The sequence below is a fragment of the Pyxidicoccus xibeiensis genome (assembly GCF_024198175.1).
Classification (GTDB): Bacteria; Myxococcota; Myxococcia; order Myxococcales; family Myxococcaceae; genus Myxococcus; species Myxococcus xibeiensis.
Genome location: NZ_JAJVKV010000013.1, coordinates 268828 through 292299, shown reverse-complemented (window position 1 = coordinate 292299; position 23472 = coordinate 268828). Strand labels below are relative to the sequence as shown.

15 protein-coding genes are annotated in these 23472 nt (G+C 73.3%); all 15 read left to right on the top strand.

Annotation, left to right across the window (positions count from 1 at the left end; genetic code table 11):
- The first annotated feature begins 13 nt into the window (after window positions 1-13).
- Complete coding sequence (locus tag LXT23_RS39370; RefSeq protein ID WP_253985594.1) at window positions 14-190, top strand: hypothetical protein; 177 nt, start codon at window positions 14-16, stop codon at window positions 188-190.
- Window positions 187-849: a CIS tube protein gene (locus LXT23_RS39365; RefSeq protein WP_253985593.1), complete on the top strand. Its 663-nt coding sequence runs from the start codon at window positions 187-189 to the stop codon at window positions 847-849. The genes LXT23_RS39370 and LXT23_RS39365 overlap by 4 nt, the downstream gene beginning before the upstream one ends.
- Window positions 850-853: 4 nt before the next feature.
- A complete protein-coding gene (locus LXT23_RS39360; protein ID WP_253985592.1) occupies window positions 854-1987 on the top strand; it encodes a phage late control D family protein in 1134 nt (377 codons plus the stop codon).
- Window positions 1984-2826: a phage baseplate assembly protein V gene (locus LXT23_RS39355; protein WP_253985591.1), complete on the top strand. Its 843-nt coding sequence runs from the start codon at window positions 1984-1986 to the stop codon at window positions 2824-2826. Before LXT23_RS39360 ends, LXT23_RS39355 begins: the two co-directional genes overlap by 4 nt.
- 12 nt (window positions 2827-2838) lie before the next feature.
- Window positions 2839-3240, top strand: coding sequence for a GPW/gp25 family protein (locus LXT23_RS39350; RefSeq protein ID WP_253985590.1), 402 nt, complete (start codon window positions 2839-2841; stop codon window positions 3238-3240).
- Window positions 3240-5168: a baseplate J/gp47 family protein gene (locus LXT23_RS39345; protein ID WP_253985589.1), complete on the top strand. Its 1929-nt coding sequence runs from the start codon at window positions 3240-3242 to the stop codon at window positions 5166-5168. Before LXT23_RS39350 ends, LXT23_RS39345 begins: the two co-directional genes overlap by 1 nt.
- Window positions 5165-7171, top strand: a complete 2007-nt coding sequence (locus tag LXT23_RS39340; protein ID WP_253985588.1) for a putative baseplate assembly protein — start codon at window positions 5165-5167, stop codon at window positions 7169-7171. Before LXT23_RS39345 ends, LXT23_RS39340 begins: the two co-directional genes overlap by 4 nt.
- Complete coding sequence (locus LXT23_RS39335) at window positions 7168-9078, top strand: phage tail protein (RefSeq protein WP_253985587.1); 1911 nt, start codon at window positions 7168-7170, stop codon at window positions 9076-9078. Before LXT23_RS39340 ends, LXT23_RS39335 begins: the two co-directional genes overlap by 4 nt.
- Window positions 9079-9108: 30 nt before the next feature.
- Window positions 9109-10455, top strand: a complete 1347-nt coding sequence (locus tag LXT23_RS39330) for a hypothetical protein (RefSeq protein ID WP_253985586.1) — start codon at window positions 9109-9111, stop codon at window positions 10453-10455.
- Window positions 10452-12563, top strand: coding sequence for a hypothetical protein (locus LXT23_RS39325; RefSeq protein WP_253985585.1), 2112 nt, complete (start codon window positions 10452-10454; stop codon window positions 12561-12563). Before LXT23_RS39330 ends, LXT23_RS39325 begins: the two co-directional genes overlap by 4 nt.
- On the top strand, window positions 12556-13692 hold the full coding sequence (locus LXT23_RS39320) for a hypothetical protein (RefSeq protein ID WP_253985584.1): 1137 nt from the start codon (window positions 12556-12558) through the stop codon (window positions 13690-13692). The genes LXT23_RS39325 and LXT23_RS39320 overlap by 8 nt, the downstream gene beginning before the upstream one ends.
- 8 nt (window positions 13693-13700) lie before the next feature.
- Window positions 13701-14318, top strand: coding sequence for a hypothetical protein (locus LXT23_RS39315; RefSeq protein WP_253985583.1), 618 nt, complete (start codon window positions 13701-13703; stop codon window positions 14316-14318).
- 9 nt (window positions 14319-14327) lie between these two features.
- The gene (locus tag LXT23_RS39310; protein WP_253985582.1) at window positions 14328-16385 is read left to right on the top strand and encodes a hypothetical protein; all 2058 of its coding nucleotides are present in this window, start codon (window positions 14328-14330) and stop codon (window positions 16383-16385) included.
- Window positions 16386-16388: 3 nt separating this feature from the next.
- Window positions 16389-18497 (top strand): ATP-binding protein, encoded by a 2109-nt coding sequence (locus tag LXT23_RS39305; RefSeq protein WP_253985581.1) that lies wholly within the window; start codon window positions 16389-16391, stop codon window positions 18495-18497.
- Window positions 18498-18619: 122 nt separating this feature from the next.
- Window positions 18620-23464, top strand: coding sequence for a hypothetical protein (locus LXT23_RS39300; RefSeq protein ID WP_253985580.1), 4845 nt, complete (start codon window positions 18620-18622; stop codon window positions 23462-23464).
- Window positions 23465-23472: the final 8 nt, after the last annotated feature.

Genomic DNA, 23472 nt, shown 5'->3' with positions numbered 1-23472 from the left:
GGAGACACCACGCATGGTCACCATTGAAAACGTCGAGGTCGTCTTCGAGGTGGAGGGTGAGGACAGCGAGCGCTTCCTCCAGCACTTCCGTCCGGCGGTGGAGCGCTGGTACCGCGAGGTGAAGAGCCGCGAGCAAGCCGAGGAGCAGGGCCGCCAGGAGCGAGCCCTCGTGCCCCCGCCCCGCCGATGAAGACCCCCGTCCAGACCGCCGCCGGGCCGCTGCGCGCGGCCAGCATCCAGGTGCTCGTCCCGGCGCGCCAGCCTCCGCGCATCATCCCGCTGCGCTTCAACCCGGCCGAGTACCAGCTCCAGAAGGCCAACACCTTCCAGGAGATTGGCATCCCCGGGCTGGAGTCGCCTCCCATCCAGTACGTCCGCGGCAGCAGCGAGAAGCTGTCCGTGGAGGTGCTGGCCGACACGTCCGACACGCTGGAGGACGTGCGGGAGGAGTACGTCAACCCGGTGCGCGGGCTGCTCGACATCGAGCCGGAGCTGCACGCGCCGCCCATCGTCTCCTTCACGTGGGACCGGCAGGTGTTCCGCGGGGTGCTGGAGAGCGTGCAGGTGACGTACACGCTCTTCTCCCCGGAGGGCGTGCCGCTGCGGGCGAAGATGTCGCTGTCCTTCAAGGAATACCGCCCGGTGGAGGTGCAGGTCCGCGAGCGGCGCAAGGCGTCGCCGGACTTCGACAAGACCTACGTGGTCCGCGCGGGAGACACGCTCGCGGGGCTGGCGGCCGCGGCCTACAAGGACCCGTCGCGGTGGCGGGAGATCGCCCGGCGCAATGGCATCCAGGACCCGCGCCAGCTGGTGCCCGGCACCGTCCTCACCCTTCCCAGGCTGCGGTGAGCCCATGACCCAGCGAGCGACCCAAGCGTCCGGGCTGCCCACGGACACCTACGCCCCGGAGTTCCAGGTGGAGGTGGAGGGCTATCCGCTGGACCCGACGACGAAGGGGGACGTGATGTCCGTCAAGGTCGACATGGACCTGGACAACGCGGACCGCTTCGAGCTCACCGTCAACAACTGGGACGACCGGCGGCTGGAGTTCAAGTACAGCGACACGAGCACGTTCGACCTGGGCAACCGCGTCGTGGTGAAGCTGGGCTACGCGGGGCGGCTGGTGACGATGCTGCACGGGGAGATCAACTCCCTGGCGCCGCGCTTCCCGGAGAACGGTGGCCCCACCCTCACGGTGTCCGGCACCAGCAGCATGGGGAAGCTGAAGGACAAGCAGCCGGGTGAGGACGCGCAGCGGCTGTTCCGCGACATGGCGGACTACGAGATCGCCCAGCTGGTGGCCCAGCGCAACGGGCTGACGCCCGTGGTGACGGCGGAGGGCCCGCGCCACGAAGAGGTGTGGCAGCGCAACCAGACGGAGGCGGCGTTCCTCATGGAGCGCGCCAAGCGCATCGACTTCGAGTTCTACGTGCAGACGGACGAACAGACGGGCCAGGAGTCGCTCTACTTCGTGAAGCCCCGGGACACGCGTGGCTCGGAGGGCCGGGTGTTCACCTTCGAGTACGGCCTGGGCCTGATGTCCTTCACGCCCAGGCTGAGCAACAACCGGCAGGTCTCCAGCGTCACCGTGCGGGGATGGGACCCCGGGCGCAAGCGGCCCATCGTCGCGACGGCGGACGCAGGCAACCTGCCACGCATCGGCGGCCAGGGGCGCAGCGGGCCGGAGGCAGCCGGGAAGGACCGGACCGGCCACGTCGAGGACGCGCCGGTGCAGACCCAGGAGGAGGCCCAGAAGCTGGCCGAGTCGATGCTGCGCGAGCAGGCCTACGAGTACCTCACCGGCGACGGTCAGGTCATGGGCCTCCCGGAGCTGCGGCCGGGCCACAACGTGGAGCTGCGCGGCCTGGGGACCCGGTACTCGGGCACCTACTACGTGAAGACGGTGAGCCACTCCATCGGCGGCTCCGGCTTCACCACCTCGTTCGGCGTGCGGCGCGTCTTCGACGGAGGAGTGAAGCTCTCATGACGTCAGCCAGGGAATCCCAGGCCATGGCGCTGGACCGGCGCTACTACGGAGTCGCGGTCGCCCTCGTCACCGACAACGTGGACCCGGGCAAACAGGGCCGCGTGAAGCTGCGCTTCCCCTGGCTCGACGACCGGACGGAGAGCACCTGGTGTCGCGTGGCCTACCTCAACGCGGGCCCGGGCCACGGCTTCATCGCGGTGCCGGAGGTGGGGTCGGAGGTGCTGGTGGCCTTCGAGCACGGCGACATGCGGCGCGCGTACGTGCTCGGCGCGCTCTACAACGGCGTGGACGCGCCGCCCACGGACCGGCAGAAGAACGACTCGAAGGACGAGAAGCTCTTCCAGACGCGGGCCGGCCACCGGGTGCTGCTGCGCGACACGGACGGCGACACGCTCGTCGAGCTGAAGACGAAGGACGGGCAGACGCTCACCCTTCGGGACGACGGCGCCAGCGGCGGCGCGTCCGTCATCGCCCGGACGCAGGGCGGACACGAGCTCGCGCTGCACGACAAGGAACAGAAGGCCGTCCTCACCACCTCCGGCGGCCACACCCTGGAGCTGGATGACGGCGGCACCACGGTGACGCTGTCCACGTCCGGCGGGTTCAGCGTGAAGCTCGACGCGGGCGGCGTCATCACGCTCAAGGGCAGCAAGCTGAAAGTCGACGCATCGCAGGTGGAGCTGGGCTCGGCGCCCGCCAACCCCGTCATCCTGGGCCAGCTCTTCATGACGTACTTCAACACGCACGTGCACAACGCCACCTCCATCGGCGCGCCCACCAGCCCGCCCGTGGTGCCGATGACGGGCGGGCTGCTGTCCACGGTGACGAAGACGGGCTGAGGGGGACACACCATGACGAACGAGCTGCTGGGAAGGGGCTGGACGTTTCCGCTGCTGCCGGGGCCGGAGGGCGGGCTGGAGTACGCGGAAGGGGACGCGGCGGTGGAGCAGTCCCTGCGAGTCGTGCTGCTGACGCGGCTGGGGGAGCGCCCCATGCGGCCGGGCTTTGGCAGTGGCGTTCCGGACGCCGTCTTCGCGCCAGGCAGCACGCGCTACCTGGGCCTCATCGAGGAGGCGGTGCGCGAGGCCGTGCGGGACTGGGAGCCGCGGGTGGACCTGCTGCGGGCACGCGCCGAGGTGGACCCGGAGGAGCCGGCGCGCATCACCGTGTCCATCGACTACCTCGTGCGGCGGACGAACTCGCGACAGAACCTGGTGTTCCCCTTCTACCTGGGTGACGCGGGGGGGCGCTGATGCTACCGGAGCTGTCGCTCGACACCGTCACGTTCTCGGAGCTCGTGGAGCTGGGCCGCCGGCGCATCCCCGCCCTGTCGCGCGGGGCGTGGACGAACCACAACGCGCACGACCCTGGAATCACCCTGCTGGAGCTGTACGCGTACCTGCTCGAGCAGCGCATCTTCTGGCTGGATGGCGTGTCCCCCTCGCTGGAGCGCGCGCTGCTGCGGCTGCTGGGCACCGCGCCCGAGCCCGCGCGCGCCGCGCGCACCGTCCTCACCGCGTCGGTCCAGGGGCGGGCCCATCTGGAGCTGGAGGCGGGCACGAAGGTGGACGCCGGCACCGAGCTGTCACCGCTCACCTTCACCCTGGACGAGTCCATCGCCGTGCTGGCGTGCGAGCGCATCCGGCTGGGTGGCACCGCCTTCCGGCGCCCCCTGGGCCTGCCGGCCGGCCGCGCCGTCGCGCTCCTTCCCCACCACGGTGGCCGCGCGGAGCTGGTGGTGGAGCTGGCGCTGCGCTCGCCCTGGCGCCCGGACGAGCACCCGGTGGCCCTGCTCTTCGAGCTGATGACTCCGGCGAAGGTGCGGCCGCAGTGGCATCCCGACAGCCAGGAGGCGCCGCCCCCCGTCCGGCTGGAGGTCCACGCGTCCACGCCCGCGGGCCTGACGCGCGTCGCCTTCGAGGACGGCACCGGCGGGCTGAGGCGCGGCGGAATCCTGCGCGTCCACGTCCCGGCGGACTGGAGCGCGGTGGGAGGCCTGCACCGCCTGGTGCTGTCCACGGAGGCGGCCACCTTCAGCGTGCCGCCCCGGCTGGTGAGGCTGGGCATCAATGCCGTGCGGGCCAGCCACCGCGTCAGCCGCGTCCACACCGTGCGCGAGGACTGGCCCCGGCTGCCGGGCCGGACGCTGGAGCTGGAGGACCCGAACGGGCCACCGCTGCCGGACGGGCTGAGCCTCGTCATCGGAGAGGGCGGCTCGCGCCGGTGGCGGCGCTGGCACGAGGTGGACGACCTGACGCACCAGGGCCCGGCGGACCGGGTCTTCACCCGCGAGGGCCCCGTGCTGCGCTTCGGGGACGGAATCCATGGGCGGCTGCCCGTGCTGCCACGTGACGGCGTCCGGCTGCGGGTGCGCTACCAGGCCGGAGGTGGCGAGCGCGGCAACCTCGCCGCGGGCCACACCTTCCGCTTCCGCCGGCGCAGGAGGCTCCACCTGACCAATGCCGTGCCCGCGGTGGGAGGCCGCCCGGACGAGCCGCTCGCCGCGGCGAGGGACCGGGCCGCCGCGCGGCGGGAAGAAATCACCCGCGCGGTCCTCGCGGCGGACCACGAGGCGCTCGCGGTGACGACACCCGGCGTGGCCATCCGCCGGGCCTTCGCGGTGGCGGGCTTCCACGAACTGCACCCGATGCCGGCACCGGGCGTCGTCACCGTGTACGTGCTGCCGGACGCGCCCCGGGGCGAGGAGCTCGAGCCCGCGGAGCCGGTGGACGTACCCGCTCCCGTGGTGGACCCCGGCGCGCTGGAGGCGGTGCGCCGCCACCTCGAGGGCGCGCGCCTGGTGACGGGGGAAATCCACGTGCTGCCGGCGCGCTACCGCGCCGTGCGGCTCGCCTTCCGCGCACGGGCTCGCACGCCGGACCCGGCCGGACTGCGCGACCGCATCCACCAGGCGCTGCGCACGTACCTGGACCCGCTGGTGGGAGGAGACGACGGGAAGGGCTGGCCCTTCGGCGGCGCCATCGAGCCCTCCGCCCTGGTGCGCAGGGCGCAGGTGGCCGTGGGCGCGGACGCGGTGGTGTCCGACTGCGCGGCGGGGTTGGACGGCGAGCCGCCCCGCCCCGCGTGTGACGCCATCGTCCCGGGCTGCCACCGGCTGCCCCACCTGGTGGAGGTGGCGGTGCGCGTCGAGCCACTCGTGGACGCGGGAGGTCTCCAGTGAGCACGGACCCGTCATCCAAGCGAGGACCGGGGGAGCTGCCCCTGTCCCCGGGGCGGAGGCTGGGGCTGCGGCAGCCGGAGCCCTACGCCCCGCGCGCGGCGCAGATCTCCCAGGCGGTGGCGGCGCGGCGCGAGGCGTTCGTCCCGGAGTGGAGACCGTCCCGCGAGGACGACCCGGGGACGGTGCTGCAGCACCTCTTCGGTGAGCTGGCGAACGAGGTGGCCGAGCGGATCCGCGACCTGCCCGAGAAGGCGCGTGTCGAGCACCTGCGGGTGGCCGGAATCGGCCCGCGGCCGGCCACGCCCGCCACGGCGTTGGTGGTGTTCGACGTGGCCGCCAGCGCGCCCGGCCCCGTGGTGGTGCCGCAGGGCTTCCAGCTCGGAGCACGGCCGGCGACGGGGAGCGAGCTGGTGGTGTTCGAGACGGACCGGACCCTGCTGGCGGCCCCGGGCAAGGTGGCCGAGGTGCGCGCGGCGCGAGGCACGGGGACACGAGACCTCACCGCGCTCAACGACGCACCGGACACGGCATATGAGCCATTCGGCTCGCGGCCTCGCACGGGAGACTCGCTCTGCGTGGGGCTGGACGGCACGGGCGCCCCCGGCGCCACGGTGACGCTGGGCATTGGCATCACCCACCCGCCCGGCGCGCCTCCGCCCGTCTCGGAGGGGGGCGTGGAGCCGGTGCCCCTGGCGCCCCAGGTGGTGCTGGCCTGGGAGCTCCTCGTCGACAACCGCTGGGTGGCGGTGGAGCCCGTGCGGGACGAGACCGCGGGGCTGGGCCGCAGCGGCGTCGTGGAGCTGAAGCTGCCGGACCGCTTTGCGCAGGCCCGCCTCCCGGAGCAGGCCGAGGGGACACCGCGCCGGTGGCTCCGGCTCCGGCTGGTCTCTGGCGGCTTCGCGGAGCCGCCGGCCTTCGACTTCGTGCTCCTCAACGCGGTGTCCTCGAGCGCCGGCCGCTCGGTGCGCGACGAGGTGCTCACCCCGGTGGCGGGCTCGGAGGGACGTCGCTTCCGGTTGGCGCGCGTCCCCGTGCTGGCCGGAAGCCTGGTGCTGGAGGTGGACGAGGGCAGCGGCTTCGAGCCGTGGACGGAGAGAGAAGCCCTGGGCGCGTACGGGCCGGCGGACGCGGTCTTCACGCTGGACCGGCAGTCCGGAGAGGTGACGTTCGGCGACGGACTCCGCGGCCGGAAGCCCCCTCCCGGCGTCCGCCACGTGCGGGCGCGGGTGTACCGCTGGGGCGGCGGCGCCGCGGGTGCGGTCCGGGCGGGAGACATCAACGCCCTGCTGGCCTCCATCACCCACCTCAACGGCGTCACCAACCCACGTCCTTCGGCCGGCGGGGACGACGCGGAGTCGCAGTCCTCCACGGCGCGGCGGGGCCCGGAGCTGCTGCGGGCCCATGGCAGGGCGGTGCTGCCGGCGGACTACGAGCTGCTCGCACTGGAGTCGCCGGGCGCACGGGTGCGGCGCGTGCACGCCCTGCCGGGCCTCCACCCCGCCATGCCCGGTACGTCCATGCCGGGCCTGGTGGGGCTGTTGGTGGTGCCTCCCGGGGAGGACGGCGCCGGCGGAGGCCCGCCCCTCCCGGACGAGCAGACGCTGCGCAACGTGGCCCGGCACGTGTCCGGCGCGCTGGCACCCGCGGGCGTGGAGGTCGTCGCCGCGGCCCCCACCTACCACCCGGTGAGGATCGAAGCGCAGGTGCGCCTGGCGCGCGGCGTGGACAGCGGCTCCGTGCTCTCCCGGCTGCTGGCGGACCTGGACGCGTACCTGCATCCGCTGCACGGCGGCGACGCCGGCACGGGCTGGCCCTTTGGCGGAGCGCTCCGCTACGACGCGCTGGTGCAGCGCCTGCTGCGGCACGCGGACGTGCGGGCCGTGCCCCGGCTGGTCATGGTCGTCGACGGCCGCCGCGTGCCGCCCTGCCAGGACCGCGCGTTGAGCGCGCACGGCCTGCCCTGGCCCGAGGAACACGTCGTCATCCCCCTGGAGGAGCGATGATGTGCCAGCGCCAAGCCACGTTCCGGCTCCTCGATGCCCGCGTCGGCTGGGACCTGGACACGTCCGAGGGCGCGCAGCCGGATGGGACGGGCGACGACGCCTGCCTCGTCCTCGCGCCGACCCACCCGGACGAGGTCTCCGAAGAAGACGTGCTGCCGTGGTTCCTCCCACCCTGGCTGGCGCGTGGCCCCCGGGGCTGCGAGTGGCTCCTCGCGCCGGGCGCCGGGCAGCGCCGGTTGCTCCGCCGCGAGCCCGGTGGCTCCGCCTTCGAGCCCTGGGGACCGGAGCTGTGCCGGGTGGATGCGGTGGCCTCGGACTGCTACCGGTGGATTGCCCTCGCCGACGGCGTCACGGGCGAGGTGCAGCTGCTGGACGCGGTGGGACGGCCCGCCGCGCGCATCCCCGTGAGCGCTCCGGAAGCCCTCGCGCTCACCCGCGGCGGTGAGGTGCTGGTGGCGGCGGGCCACCGGGTCTGGCGCTTCGGCGTCGGAGGAGAGCCGCGCGGCAGGCTGGGCGCCATGTTCCACCGGGTGGTGTCCATGCGGGTGGACCGGCAGGGACGCATCTGGGTCGTCTCGCGCGATGCGGCGGGACGCCTGCGCCTGGCCCGCTTCCAGCGCACGGGCGCGCGTCTGCGCCGCGCGGACCCGGCGCTGCTGCCCCAGGTCTTCCCTCCCACGGGCGTGCGCGTCTGGAGCGCCACGGGGGTGTGCTGGTCCCCGAAGGACGCGCCGGTGGCGCCCTGCATCGGCCGCGACGGGCGCCCGCTGGACGAAGAGGCGGTGGCGCCCTTCGGACGCCGCGAGCGCGAGCGGGGGGGCACGCTCGTCACCGGAGCGCTGGACAGCGGCGAGCCCCGCACGCTGTGGCACCGCGTCCGGCTGGATGCGGACGTGCCGCCCGGCACGCAGCTCCTCGCCGCGGTCGCCACCGTGGACGCGCCGACCGAGCCCGTGCCCGAGGATGGCTGGTTCGCGGCCCCGCCGGGCGCGCTGGACTTCCTCTGCACCGCGCCCCCCGGCCGCTACCTGAAGCTGAAGCTGGAGCTGCGCGGCGAGGACGACCTCACCCCCAGGGTGCGCCAGGTGCGCCTGGACTTCCCGCGCGTCACCTCCGCGGACCTGCTGCCCGCCGTGTACCTGGAGGCGCCGAGGGCGGCGGACTTCACCCGCCGCTTCCTGGCCATGTTCGACGCGGAGCTGGAGCGGATGGACACCGCCATCCAGGGCTTCCCCGCCCTGCTGTCCGCGGACCGTGCCCCGCCGGAGGTGCTCTCGTGGCTGGGCGGCTTCCTGGGGCTCGCCTTCGACGCATCCTGGGACGCCGAGCGCCAGCGCGCCTTCCTGCGCGAGGCCCCCGCCCTGTTCCGCGCCCGCGGCACGCCCCAGGGGTTGCGACGCGCCCTCACCCTCGCCTGTGGAGCGGAGCCGGCGCTCCTCGAGCCCGGCAATCCCTTCGGTGCGGTGGGCCGTACCTGTGTGGTGGGCGCCACGCGCCTGCATGGCCGCAACCGCGGGCGCCTGAGGCTGGACCGCTCCACGCTGGGGCAGAGCACCCTGCGCAGCTTCGGCAACCCGGATGCGGACCCGCTCCGTGAGGCGGCGTACCGCTTCACCATCCTCTTCCCGCCCGGCGTGGCGCGGACCGGGCCGGAGCGCCAGCGGCTGGAGGCCCTGGTCCAGGCGCTGAAGCCCGCGCACACGGTGGCGCTGGTGCGCTTCGGCGGCGGCTTCGTCGTGGGGACGTCGAGCGCCGTGGGCATCGACACCGCGCTGCTGCCGCCTCCCGCCCCCGTGCTGGGCACCACCACCCGGCTGTCCGCCACCGTCCTGGGGCCCTCGCCCCAGGCCCGCTCCATGGGCCTGCGCGTGGACGCGCCCATCGTCGGCGTCACCACCTCTTTCTGAAACTCCGAAGGCATGAAGGAGCAGCTCCCGATGAAGCATCCAGAAGCCGAAACCGCCCTGGCGAAGAGTCCCTCCGAGGAATGGGGGGTCCCGCCGTTCGACCGGCTCACCTACCACTACGGCCAGGTCCTCTCGCCGCAGCAGCTCCAGCGCGCGCAGAAGTCCGTGTACGACCGGGCCATGCTCCACAACCGCTGCCTCCACGGGTGGGGCGTCGCCTGCGGGCTCGCCGTGCACACGGGACGGGCGCCGCAGCCCGAGTGCCCGCCTCCGGGCCATGAGCCTCCGCCGCCCGGCCCCCGCGCGCAGCCTCCCGCCGGTGAGTACGTGGTGGGAGAGGCCACGCCCCTGACGGAGCAGGCGTCCGGGCAACACCCTCCCCACCCCCACACGCCCCCGCTGTGGGTGGCGCCCGGCCTGGCGCTGGACAGCCCGGGACACGAGCTGGTCGTCCGGGCGCCCATGGCGGTGGACGTGGCCGCGGCGCTCCCGCCGGAGGACCGGAAGAAGCTCTCCGGCGCCCCGGTGACGCTCTACGTGTCGCTGCGCTACCGCTCCTACGGCATCGAGCCCGCGCGCCCCCACCTGCCGGAGTCGTGCGGCGTTCCTCCGGACCCGACGTGGACCTTCTGGCGCGATGGCGCCTGCGTGGAGGTGTCGCTGTCACCGCCGCCCCAGGACGAGCGCTGCGAGACGTGCTGCGCGCCCGCGCCGTCGGAGGTGGTGCTGCTGGCCCGGGTGGACCAGTACCAGCACGGCAAGCCGGTGGCGCCGGAGCAGATCCACAACGAAGTGCGCCGGCCCCTCTCCCTGCGCATCCCCACCGTGGTCACCGGCGTCAGCTGGCGGCATGGGGCGTCCTACCGCGCCGAGGACGTGGACGCGCTGCTGTGGAACCATGGCCTGCGCGTGCGCTTCTCGCGTCCCGTGCACGCGGAGTCGTTGCAGCCGGGCACCTTCGACGTCTTCCTCGTCGAGCTGGGCAAGGGCCGCAGCGGTGTCGTCCGCATGCTGAAGGGCGAGTTCGTCACGTCCGGCCCACCCATGGTGGACGAGTTCACGTACCGGCTGACGGACAATGAGCGCGTCGACCCGGGAGACCGCATCCTCTTCGTGCTCCGGGCGGGCTTCCTGCTGGATCAGTGCTGCGCGCCGGTGGACGGGCTGCACGTAGGGGGGCGCATCCCCGCCTTCCAGCCGAAGGGCTACCCGTCGCCCGCGAGCGTGCCGCCCGTGACGGTCTGCTCCACCCCGCCCCGCAGGTTCGGTGCCTGGACGTCCGGTGACGGAGCCGGCGGGAGCACCTTCGAGAGCTGGATCTACGTGGTGGAGGAGCGCGGGCGGCCCTCGCAGAAGAAGGAGGAGGAAGCGCGATGACGGCCTCGTACGACTCCGGCGCGAGGACGGGCGCCAGCGGCTGTGGGTGCGGTGGAGGCGGCGCGGGTGCTCCAGGCGGCGGTTGCGGCTGCGGCTGCGGGAAGGGAGCGATGAGCCTCAACGCGCCGGTGAGCTCCTCCATGTTCATGCGCCCGCGCTTCTTCCCGGGCCAGCTCCTCACCGAGGACGACCTGGAGCAGCTGGTCGCCTACACGACGGCGAAGGAGCGGCTGCACAACCGCTTTCTCTTCGGCGAGGGCGTGGTGGCCGGGCTGCGGGTGTCCACCGTGCCCGGGAGCAAGGGCTTCGTGCGGGTGGACGGCGGCTACGCGCTGGACAGCCATGGAAACGACCTCGTCGTGCCCTGCCCCGTGGACCTGGACATCAACAAGCTGGCGCGAGACCTGGTGCGCGCCCGCCTGGGCCATGAGTGCCCGGCGGTGGTGGAGCCGCCTCCCGGAAACAGTGAACCGCGGGGCAAGCCCCTGCCCCGGAGGGAGGGGGAAGAGGGCCTGGGGGGCGAGATGCCAGGGAAGCCCACCCGCGCGTACGCGCTCTACGTCCGCTACCACGAGCAGTCCGTGGAGCCGGTGGCACCGTACGCCACGGGCGATGACCCATGCGCCGCCCAGGCCTGCCAGTTCTCGCGCGTCCAGGAGGGCTACGTCTTCGAGCTGCGCTGCTACGAGCCGAACTGGCGCCGCCCGGGATTCCTGCACGCGGTGCAGCAGTGCGCGGGAGGCAAGGAGGACGACCCACTCCCCCGTGCAAACGACGTGGAGCTCATGGAGCGGCGCGCCCGCGCCCTGCGGGAGGCGGTGGACCGGGTGCCTCCGCCGGCGGTGCACGAAGAGGAAGGCACGCTCGTCGGCACGTATTCCCTCACGGCGGAGGACGCCGCCGCCGCGGAAGCGCTGAGCGAGGCAGGGCGCCCCTCCGACTTACCGGTGACGGAGAAGGTGGCCGCGCTGGAGCGCATGGCGTCGCTGGTGGCGCGCTATGACCTGCGCGAGGACACGGACACCTCGGACGAGAGCTTCGAGGTGCTTCGCTCGTGGATTCACGGAGAGGCTGGCGCCCCGGGGCTCGCGGAGGAGGTGCTCACCGAGGCCCGGGGCGCAGGACTGTCGCCGCTCGTGCGAGAGACGGCGGCGTCGGTCGCGGAAGCGGCGCGGCGGTGGACGGGGGAGCGGGGGCCCGACGACTGGGGTACGGCCTATCCGCACCGCCTGCTGGCCGGGGGCGCGGCGATGGAGGACGGAACCCAGGCGGCGCTGGGCGCGGCGGTGGGCGGGCTCGCCCGCAGGTTGGCCTCCTCGGCTCACGGCCGCGTGGCACCTCGGGGGGAGCGCGCACTCGCGGAGGCCGCCAGGGCGCTGGCCAGCGCGCCCCGGAAGCTGGACGACCTCGAGGTCCGGCGCACCGCGGACGTCCTGGAGCGCGGCGCCGAGGTGGGAGGGGAATACAACCGGGAGTGCCTGTGCGGAGCCCTGCACCCGCCCTTCTGCCTGCCGGGAGATCCCGCCGTGATGCTGGCGAGAATCCATGTGCGGGACTGCGAGGTGGTGGAGCTCTGCGACCTGGAGCGCCAGTTCGTCCTGTCGCCCGCCGCCATGCAGTACTGGGTGGGCTCCGCGCTGCATGCGGCGATGGAGGACGCCTGCTGCCCGCCCCCCGAGGAGCCGCTGCCGGACAACTGGCTCCAGCCCCATGACATGCCGCGCGCCCGGACGAAGCGGGCGCCGGGACGAGGGCTCGAACAGGGCCCGCTGCTGGACCTCCTCGTGCGCACGTTCCAGCCGCGCACGCGCTCCGGGACGGCCTACACCGTGGCCGGGGAGCGGCCCACTTCGGGGGCGGTACGCACGCCCCAGGCAGGGGGAGCACGAAGCGACAGGGCAGAGGCCCGCCCCGAGCTCCTGGCCACCCCGGCCCCCTCCGCGGAGCCGGCGCAGGCCCCGGCACCGCCGTCCATGGGAGAGGAGCGGGTCGCCGCGGCGCTCAAGGTGCGGACGCCTTCCGGCACCGGAGACACGCGGCCGGCGACTCCGGGTGGCGGGCGGCCCGTGCGCAAGGGCGGCGCACGGGGAGGTGGCCGCCGTGGCTGACTCCATCGAGAGGCCCCTCTTCTCGGAGGGGGAGGTCCTCCAGGCCCGGAGCCTCAACAACGCGGTGGACCTGGGGCGGAGCCGGATGGCCCGCCATGCCCGCCAGCAGCACCGCTGGGGAATCGTGCAGGGGCTGGAGCTGGAGCTGAAGGAGGGCGAGCTGACACTGACGGCCGGCATCGCCGTAGACGCGCGCGGGAGGGAAATCATCGTCCCGCGCGACGAGCGGGTTCCTCCCGAGACGTTCGGCGAGGTGCGCCAGACGGGCAAGTGGTTCCCGCTGTTCCTGCTCGGCGTGGACGAGCAGCTCGCCGGTGATGCGGTGCTGGGCCGCTGTGGCGGCACGTCCGGACGGCGTGTGCGCGACACCTTCGAGCTGCAGTTCCAGCTCGAGCGGGAGGCTGAAGACTGGGACGTCAACGAGGAGCAGCCGCTGCTCACCGACGGCTCGGACCTGCCCACCGGCCAGGGCCGCCGCGCGCGCGTGCTGGTCGGCTTCATCCAGTGTGGAGAGGAAGCGCTCTTCGAGGCCGTGAAGGGCGACCTGGACGCCTCGCATGCCCGGCGCTTCGCCGGTCCCCGGGGCAAGGCGTGGGAGACGCCGGACACGAAGGACCCGAAGGTCCAGGTGCTGCTGGGCGCGAATGCCCATGGCCAGGGGGAGAAGGATGCCCTGGCCATCCTCGTGGGCAAGCCGGAGGCCGCGGTCCGGGTGGCACGGTTCGACCAGGATGGGAACCTGTACATCCGGGGCGAGCTGCGCCCCGAGACCACGGATGTGGGCCAGACGCCCGGCACGGGAGTGCCAGTCGTCGGTGAGGTGAAGGTGGTCTCGGGCACTGCGAGCGATGGCGTGCGACTGCCACTGCCCCCCGGTGTCCGCGAGGAGGACGTGGCGGAGGACAAGGTCACCCTGCACACCTTCATCCGTCCGCTCGCCAGCGTCGGCGGGGTCATCGTCATTGAGTGCCGGGTGGATGAGGAGCGTCGGGTGCGGTGCCTGGCGCAGGAGCTCACCGGCAAGAGGATCGCGACGGGCGAGGTGACGACCCTGGTGCTGAATGCCCCCCGTCAGTGGTCCGTCGAATACCTCGTGCTCGCCCGGTCCAACCCGCCGAGCACGTCCTAGGAGCCGCCATGAGTCAGAAGGTGAAGCTGATCATCGACGAGGCGATGGGGCACGTCTTCGCGGCCTACGCGGAGCTCCGCGGCAACGCTCCGGACTCGGGAGGCTCGGGTGCTCCGACAAAGCAGCATGGGCCGTACCAGGACACGGCCCTGCTCGTCCGGAGCTCGCCTGGAGGAGAGCTCCGACTGCCCCCCGGACAGCTCCTGCTCTGCGACCTGCCGGCGGCGCATGTCGCCCAGCAACAGGCCCTCCTCACCTCGCCCCGCGACTACATCTTCCGGGAGAAGAAGCCGCAGACCGCCACCGGCAGCAAGGACGAGGAGAAGGAGTACGAAATCTTCGCGCCGGACAGGGTCCTCGCCTTCAAGAACCGGGAGCCCAGGCAGATCAATCTCGAGCTCGGTGGAGTCGACGCCAACTCCGGCATCACCCAGGTGCGGGCCAAGGCCTACGCGGCGCCACGAAGCCAGCCGGGGCAGACGCTCATCTTCGGCGCGAACGAAATCAACGTGGACGGAAACGTCGCGCACCTGCCGCTCACGCTCAACCGGGGACAGACCTACGACCTGCTGGTGTTGATCGAAGGCTTCGCCGCGTTCGTCCACGAGGAGATGGAAGTCACCTAGGCACGCGCCATGCCGGACGTCCTCATCCGCCACCTCCGTGTGTGCATCGTCCGCAAGGGCTCGCTCTTCTGGGGCGATGACCCGCGGCGGCTGGCCCGCCGTGCCGTGACGGCGATTCCCGGGCTGCTCGCGGACCAGCTCGCGGCGCTCGGCGTGGAGCAGGGCGAAGTGGGAGCCCATTCCCCCGTGCGCCTGACCTTCCGGGGCACGCTGGCTTCGCTGCAGGAGGCCCTGGCCGAGCCAGGTGGCGCACCGGCACTGCGTGAAGTGGTGCGGCAGGCCCTGGAGGAGTCCTTCGGCTCCCCGCTTCACACCGCGCCGCTCGGAGCGCCCGCTCCGGGGACGCGGGCGGCACGCATGCCGGGACGCGCGCCGCTGGGTGAGCTGCTCCAGCTCCACCTGCGCGGCGAGCTGGAAGAAGTGCTCGGGCGCGCCCCTCCGTCGGAGGTGGCGGCGTACCACGTCGCGCTGCTGGAGCACGCCGCGCCCGGAGGAGGTGCCACCCGGGAGCCCTCGGGGAGAGACCTGGAGGAAGCGCGCAAGGTGCTCGAGTCCGCCGCCGCCCGGCTCGGGCCCACCCGCGACGGAGTCGAGCGCCTGAGGCAGCGCATCTCCGTGGCGGTGGGCCTCGCGGCGAGCCTCGGCGTGGCGCCCTTCGCCGCGGAGGTCAGGCGCCTCATCGAGCACTTCCTGCCCCGCCTTCCGGAGGCTGCGAGCACCGCCGATGAAGACGTCGCCACGGACGGCGCCCTCCGGAGCGACCCCATGGAGGACAGCCCGCGCCAGGGCTCCGGGCCGACGCCGCAAAGCCGAAGCCGAGCCAGGGCTCGCCCCGGGTCCCGCGCCCCCGGAGGCGCCACATCGGAAGGGAGCCCTCACGACACCGCTGTGGAAGGCTCCCCCGGAGGCGTGCTTCCTGACTCATCCGACGCCTCGAAGCCCGGAACGAGCGCCATGGCGCGCGCGCCGGGCGGGACGAAGGCCTCGGGTGGCGAAGGGGCTCCCGGAACGCCGAGCACCCGGGAGGACAGGGCCGGGCGTGTCGCCACGTCAGGCCCCCCGGTCGTCCCGACGCCCGGAAGCAGACGGGCACCGGGGCTGGCCCTGGATGTCCCCCCACTCGAGCCCTCACGCCCCTCCCCTCCTCGGGATGCCTCCGCCGCGTGGGACGGGCCTTCCCATGCGGAGCCCCCCGCGGCCGCGAAGCTCCAGGTCATGGGCGAGGAGCGGCCCATGCCCCTCCTCCCGCTGCTCGCCGCCTGTGTGTTGCACCGCGAGGGTGTCATCGCCCGGGTGGAGCAGCACCTGGCGAAGGCCGGCTGCGTGGAAGAGCTTCCACTGTGGGTGGCGGCGCTCACGTTCAAGCTCGGCCCACGCCCGGTGCGTGGCTGGATGTACCCGCCTGAGGTCTGGCAACACGCCGCCCTCCTGTCGGGCAGCAACCTCTTCTCGGGCGAGGGGCTGGTGCGCCTCGCGGACGACCCCTCCGCCCTCTGGCCGGAGCTGTCCTCGGCGCTCGTTCCCCTCTTCGTTCCCCTCGGAGCACCGCTCATCGCCGCCTCGGATGGCGGAGGTGCCGTGCTGTTCTCCCGGGAGCCGCTGGGCCCCGTGTGGTCCGGTCCAGCGGAGTCCCGCGCCCTCCAGGGTGCCGCCGCGGGCCGGCCGCTCTACCGGCACGCTTCGCTTCCAGACGGAGTGCTGACCCCGGCGGAACCGTACCCCGCTCCACGCGGCGAGGAGCTGCGTGACACCCTCGCCGCGCTGGCGGACCGCCCCGCCTGTCCCCTGGCGAGGCGGCCCCACTTCAACCGGCACCTCGGCGTGGCGGCGGGCCATGCCCTGGCGAAGGTGGGCGCCGCGCTCTGGCCCGACGAGTCACCGCCCGTGGTGCTGATGCTGGAGCGCTTCGCCACCCTGGAGGTGAACGTGAGGCGTGACACCGAGGGGATGGCCGTCCGGGTGCCGCTCGGCAAGCGGCGCGCGGACCTGTACCGGACGGGGATGCTCACGGATGCGCGGCGGGTGCCGTGGCTGTTCGGCGGCTCCATCCGCTTCCGTGGAGGATGACCCTTGAGCCACGAGCATGCACTCCACCACCTGTTGCTCCGGCTCCGGCCCATCAACCGGACCCTCCGCGCCGCGGCCAGCCGCCTGTTCCGCGCGGCGGTTCCGGATGCCGCCCAGGTTGCTCCCGCGCCAGGCACGTGCCTCACGCCAGAGGAGGCCGCTGCACTGCTCGACACGGTGGACGCGCTCCCACGCTGGTGCCCAGCCCCGCTGCCCGCGCCGGACGACGCGGAGCGGGCGTCGGAGCAGGCACTTCGTTCTGCCGTGGCCCCCGGGCGGCTTCCGCTGGACGCGCTGCGCGCGCGGCTGGGGCTGACGGACTTCGAGGTGGAGGCCCTGCTGCTATGTGCCGCGCCGGAGGTGGACGTCGCCTATGAGCGGCTGTTCGCGTTCATCCTGGATGACTTCATGCGGCGGGCCCCGTGCGTGGAGCTGCTCTGCTCGCTCACGGCGGCGAGCGCGGCCGAGCGCCACCTGCGCCGCCACGCCCTGGCCCCGCACGGCCGGTTGGTGCGCACGGGCCTGCTGCGGCTGGGCCCGGAGGTGGGCTCGGAGTGGCGCCGGGAGGTGTCGCTGACGCCCGCCGCCGTGCAGTGGCTCCTTGGCGGACCGGGCCCGGTCGAGCGCTTCGGAGACCCGGCGGAGGTTCCCCTGGCGACGCCCGGCCGGCTCCCTCCGTGGGGCGTGGACGAAGACACCGTGGCGCGCGCCGTGGCCGTCCTCCTGGAGACACCGGCGGGCGCGGTGGCCATCCACGGTCCGCGCCAGTCCGCCCAGGCGGAGCTGCCGAGCGCCCTCGCCGCGCGCGCGGGACTGTCGCTGCGCATGCTGCCGTGGTCCACGGTGCTCGCGTCGCCTCGGGCGCTCTCGGAGGCGGTCGACACCGCGCGTGCGCTGGGCGCGGCCCTTTGGATTGCCATGGACGCCCAGGGGACCGAACCGGCGCAGGAGGCACGTGCGCTCGAGGCGCTGGAGGAGGCCTCGCTCCAGGCGGGGCCACTCCTGTTCTCCGGTCCTCGTCCCTTCCGGCCGCTGCGGCTGATGTCGGCCCGGCCATGGCTGGAGGTGGCGGCCGCCGCGCCCTCCTTGGCGGAGGGAGAAGCCCTGTGGGCGAGGTTGCTCCCGGAGCTGGAAGCAGATGCGCGCGCCACGTTGGCGCTCCGCTTCCGGCTGGCACCGGCGGAGCTCCGGGCGGCGGTCCGCCTCTTCCGGGCGGAGGGAGGCGGAGACGATGCGCGCGCGAGCATGGAGCGCGCCTGTCGGAGGGTGGCACGGCGGCGCACGGAGCGCTTCGTCACGGCGGTGGTGCCCGTCCGGAGCCCCGAGGAGCTGGTGCTTCCGGAGGGGGCGCACCGAGGAGTGCTGGACGTGGCGCGGTTCGCGGAGGCGTGGCCCCGGGTGGCGGAGCAGTGGGGCCTGGCCCGACTGCACCGGGGCGCCCAGGGCGTCCGCGCGCTCTTCACCGGGCCTTCCGGTACGGGGAAGACCCTGGCGGCCGAGGTCGTCGCGGGAATGCTGGGCCAGGAGCTGCACAAGGTGGACCTGGCGCAGCTGGTGTCGAAGTGGGTGGGCGAGACGGAGAAGAACCTGGACGCCACCTTCGAGGAGGCGGAGCAGGCCCAGGCGGTGCTGTTCTTCGACGAAGGCGACGCGCTGTTCGGCAAGCGCGGCGAGGTGCAGCGGGGAACGGACCGCTACGCCAACCTGGAGGTGAGCTACCTGCTCCAGCGACTGGAGGCGTACTGCGGGCTGGTCATCGTCGCCACCAACCTCAAGGACAACATCGACGAGGCCTTCTCCCGCCGCTTCCATGCGGCCGTGGACTTCCCCAGGCCCGAGGAGCCGGAGCGCCTGCGGCTGTGGCGGCTGGCCCTGCCGGCCTCGGTGCCGCGCGAAGGCGTGGACCTGGCATCGCTCGCCCGGCTGGACATGACGGGCGCCACCATCATGAACGCGGCGAGAACCGCCGCCCTGCTGGCCGCATGCGACGGGCAGGTGGTCCGCTCCGCGCATGTCATCGAAGGCATCACCCGTGAGTACCGCCGCGAGAGCCGTCTGCTGCTCGCCAGAGAGCTCGCCGCCGTCGCGGCGGGCCCCGAGAGTGCGCCATGAGCACATCCGGTGCCCGAGACCGCGCCCGGCCCACGACGGGCGCACCCGGACAGGCAGCCGCCGCCCCGCGCACCAGGACTCCGGTGCCCTCTCGAGCGCCAGCCGCGGCGGGAAGGGCCGGCGTGAGCGCGGATGCGCAGGCGGCGCTCGGCAACGCGGCGCTCGTCCGCCGTGCGCGACAGGCCCGGGCCTCGGGCCCCCCTGGAGGACCGGAGGGCGCGGCACCCGCCGCCGCCGAGAGCGGCACGCCTCGGGCCCTGGCGGGCTTCGCCGAGGCCCCACCGTCACGGAAGGCCCTGGAGTTCGCGACGCTGGGCACCGCGCTGTCTGGGGAGCTCCAGGCGGAGTCCTCCAGCTTCGACCAGTCGCTGCCAGCAGTGAGCGCCGAGCTGTCAGGTGAGCAGTCCGCCACGCCCGCCAGGTCCGGCGGGTTGCGAGCCCCCACCGGGGAAGCGGGGCGGCCCGTGGCCGGCGAGGGCCCTCGTCCGCCCTCGCCCGACCTGGAAGCGACGGCGCAGCATGCGCAAGCCCCCGCCCCGGTGTCGGAGCGGGAGACGCGCGAGCGCCTGACGGTGTCGGCCACGCCCGCGCAGCGGGAGCGCACGGTGGAGGCGATGCTGGACGCGGCTCAGTCTCAGGGCCAGGACGTGCCGGTGTCCCCCGGGCCCGCCCCCGCGGTGCCGCTCGAGGGGAGCGCGGACCCGGCACGCGCCGATGACCAGGCGGAGCACATGCTGGACGAGGCGGGAGCGGCCACCCGCGAGGCACGCCGGGCGGTGGTGGAGGGCCCGGGCCCGGAGCAGGTCCAGCCGCTCACGCTGCATGAGTCCTTCTCTCTCGCGGGCGAGCCCCCCGCGCCCGCCAGCGCGGAGACGGCGCCAGTCGAGGGAATGACCGTCTTCGTGGAACAGGGCCTGCCGCCAGAGGTGCAGGCAGCGTTCGACGAGGACCAGCACGGGGCGATGGCGGCGAGCGCGGCGCGGGCCCAGGCGGAGCTGGAGGCGGCGACGGCGGAGCGGGACGCGGCGCGTGCGGACGAGCTGGCGCGCGCGGACGCGGAGTCCCGGCGTCTGTCCGGAGAGGCGCAGTCCGAGCAGGAAGCCCACGTCGCGGAGCAGCGGGAGCGCATCGACCAGGAGCGACGGAACACGGTTGAAGCGCAGCAGGAGGCGCTGGCCGGCGTCGAGACGGAGGTGGAGACGCAGCGGGCGGAGCAGCGCCAGCGAATCGACACCCGGGTGAGCGAGGACGAGGGCCGCATCGACGCTCGCTATGCGGAGACCGGGCGCCAGGCCCGGGACGAGGTCGCCCGTGGCGAGGGCGAAGCGGAGCGGCTGCGCACCGAAGCGGAGCGGGAGGCCGAGGACCGGAGCTGGTGGGAAGAGGCGGTGGACGTGCTCGCGGACCTGGTGGAGGCGCTGACGGACGCCATCACCGCCGTCTTCGACGCCGTCCGCCAGGCGGTGAACGTGCTGCTGGACGCGGCGCGGGCGTTCGCCACGGCGATCATCGACGCGGCCGTGGCGTTCATCAGCGAGGCCATCGCCGCTTTCGGAGCCTTCCTGCAGCGGGCGGTGCGGGACCTGCTGGGCAGCGTGTTCCCGGAGCTGGCCGCGCGGCTGAGCGCCTTCATCGACGAGGCGGTGACCTTCGCGCGGGAGAAGGTGCGGCAGCTGGGCGAACGGCTGAAGGCGGGAGTCGCGGCGCTGTGCGACGCGGTCCGCCGGGGGCTGGAGTCCATCCAGGCGGCCTTCCAGGCCGCGGCGCGCTTCGCGCTCACGGTGGTACAGGCGGCGCTCACGGGAGACTGGTCCGAGGTGCTGCGGATGATGCTGGACGCGGCGCTGAAGGTGGCGGGCATCTCTCCGGAGGAGTTCAACGCCTTCATCGGCTCGGCGATGGAGACGTTGAGCCTCATCCTGGACGCGCCCGGAGACTTCCTCTCCAACCTCATCGACGCGGTGGTGGGGGGCGTGCGGCAGTTCTCACGCAACTTCCTCACGCACCTCCAGCGCGGCTTCGTGCAGTGGCTCACGGGGGCGCTGCGGGGCATCACCCTGCCGGAGACGCTGGACCTGGCGGGAGTCTTCAGCCTGGTGCTCCAGGTGCTCGGGCTGGACCGCCAGGGCATCCGGGCCCTCGCGGCGCGAGTCATCGGCGAGGAGAACGTCGAGCGCCTGGAGGCGGCGTGGAGCTACCTGGAGACGCTGCTGGAGGGTGGCTTCTCCGCCCTGTGGGAGCGCATCCAGGAGAGCCTGGGCGACCTGTGGGACACCGTGGTGGGCGGGCTCCAGCAGTGGCTGATGACGGAGGTGGTGGAGGCGGCGGTGATGAGGCTGGCCACCCTGTTCACCCCGGTGGGAGCGCTGGTCCAGGCGCTGCTGACGGCGTGGAACGTCTATACCTTCGTGAGGGACCAACTGGAGCGCATCGCGGGCGTGGCGCGGGCGGTGGTGGGCAGCATCTCGCAGATTGCCCGGAGGAGCCTGGGCCCCGCGATGGACTCGGTGGAGACGGTGCTCGCGGGGCTGGTGCCGCTGGCCATCGACCTGCTGGCGAAGCTGCTGGGGCTGAGCAACGTCGGCGACAGGGTGCAGGAGATCATCACCAGCGTGCGCCAGCGCATCGAGGCGGCCCTCCGCGGGCTCATCGAGCGGGTGCGGGGGATGTTCCGCCGGGAACGTGGGGCCGCCCCCCCGGGCGAACGGGCGGCGGGAGATGGAGAGATTGGAGAGACGCTCCAGTTCAGCGCGGGCGGCGAGCGCCACCGGCTGTGGATCAACGTCCAGGGCCGGACCGCGAACGTCATGGTGGCCAGCAGCGCGGGCCCGGTCACCGACAAGCTCCGGGACTGGCGGCGAGCGCTCCAGCAGAGCCCGAGCCTGCTGGTGACCTCCGTGGAGGGCCGGGAGGACCGCACGAACCGGACTCGTGCGGAGCAGCTGCTCGGTCAGGCCGAGACGAAGCTCGGCATCACCCAGCAGGAAGCCAACGAGGCGGTGCAGGAGACCCAGGAGGCCCTCCAGCGGCCAGCCCCCGAGGAGGCCCGCCAGGCCGCGGAGTCGGACGCGCAGACCGAGCGAGCGGAGGTGGACCTGCAGGCCGTGCTCCGCGAGCTGTTCACCCTGTTCGACGAGCCCCACCAAGGACTGGGTCAGCACGGCGTCTACGGCTTCATCGGCAGGCAGGTCGTCAATCCGAACACCCGTCGGTTCCTACCCGTCATCTCGGGGAGCGGCGTCACGGGATACCGCTGGACCCAGCTCCCGGCCCTCCCCGCGAATATCGAACGCGCGGGCGGCGCCAGCGGCCAGGCCGCTCCGACGGTCCACGTCGACGCCGAATGCGTCCTCCGCGAAGGCCCCGCGCCGTCTGCCCCCCTGGGAACGTCCGAGGACTTCGCCAGCCGCTTCGGCCTCGTCCAGCCCTCCGGGAGGGGAGGTGCCACGACGCGCCTCAGCTCCGCCCGTCGCTCTCAGCGCTTCACTCCCGCCCAGGTGCCCGCGACCGACAGGAGGCCGGGCTACGCCATCGCGGTAACGGGAGTTCCTGGAGCACCCACCGCGGAAATCGCCCGGCGTTATGCCACGGAGGCCTGGAGTGAGCCCGGACAGCACCAGGCCGGCACGCGCATGAGCGCCGTCGTTGGAATCAACCTGATGGAGAGCCTGAACCGCGACGACGTCGTTGCCCGGGTCGAGAGCGGCGTGGGTTCCGTGGCCATGCCTCCAGAAATGAACGTGGATGCCTTCGGCTTCCTCTGGCAGCCGCGCTGGCAGATGAGCACGCGCCCGGGGCAGCCTCCGAGCGCTCCCGTCGACATCCATGTCGTCCGGGAGTCCTTCGCCCGCCTTCCCGAAGAGCAGAAGCAGCAGGTCCTGCGCACGGAACGCGCGTTTCCTGGAAGCAGCACCCGCAACATCCCCTACGGCCTGCTCCGGGAAGAGGTGGTGACCAGCCCGGAGATCCAGCAACAGATCCGACTGCTGGCTCGCGCCAATGATCCTGTCTACATCCACGTCACGGATCCGGACGCCGTCGGCCTCCGCGTCCAGAGCGGCCAGGGGGTTCTGGAGAAGTACGACGAACTCCTCGCGGCCCTGGGACGACACCCCCTCCTGGTCGCGGGCGGCTACAACTTCTCCGGGCTCTCACACGACAGTCCCATCACGCGAGAGCTGACGCAGTTCGCCCATTACATCGATCAGATCCTCCGTCGGGCGGTCGCGGAACACCTGCCGCGGATGATCTACCCGACGGAGCCCAACCTGCTCATCCTCGCGCAGCACGGCGAACAGAACCTGTTCGACAGACCCGACCTGTCCCATCCAGATGCCCAGGGAGAGCAACAGCCCCTGTTCCGGACGGACGAGCGGGGAAACAGGGTGCTCAGCAGCCCCGGCGCCCTGTTCGGCATCAAGGGCGCGGAGGGCAGCCGGCTGCGGCGGAATCTGCTGGACACGCCAGCGGGCACCCAGCTCCCTCCCGAGGAGTTCAGCGCCTCGCTTCCGGAGGCGAGCATTCCCACGGCGGCGGTGGAGCGGTTCCTCGTCCCCACGCCCGCAGAGATCACGACCCAGTCGCAGACCTACGCCAGCGCCTATGCGCTCGCCTTCAACTTCGCCGAGTCGCTGCCGCCCGACCAGCGGGCGGCGCTGATCGCCGCGTCGGGGAGACAGGAGCCTCATCTCGCGCTGATGCCCCGGTTCCAGCGCGTCTCCGAGGCGGTCGATGTCGCCGCGGGGGGAGTGCTGGGCACCGGGCCCCGGGGACCGGCCGCCCCGGCTGCGGAAGAACGGCGGCCCGCCGAACCCGTGGCCCTCCCTCCGGCGCTCCAGAGCCAGCTCGACACGCTCATCACGGCGCTCGTCGAGGCCATCCAGCGGGCCCTGGCTGAACCCGAGGTCATGGCCCGCTGGCAGCATCTGAGGCAGTTGCTGGATGATGCGCGCTCACGGCAGCAATGAGTCGCCAG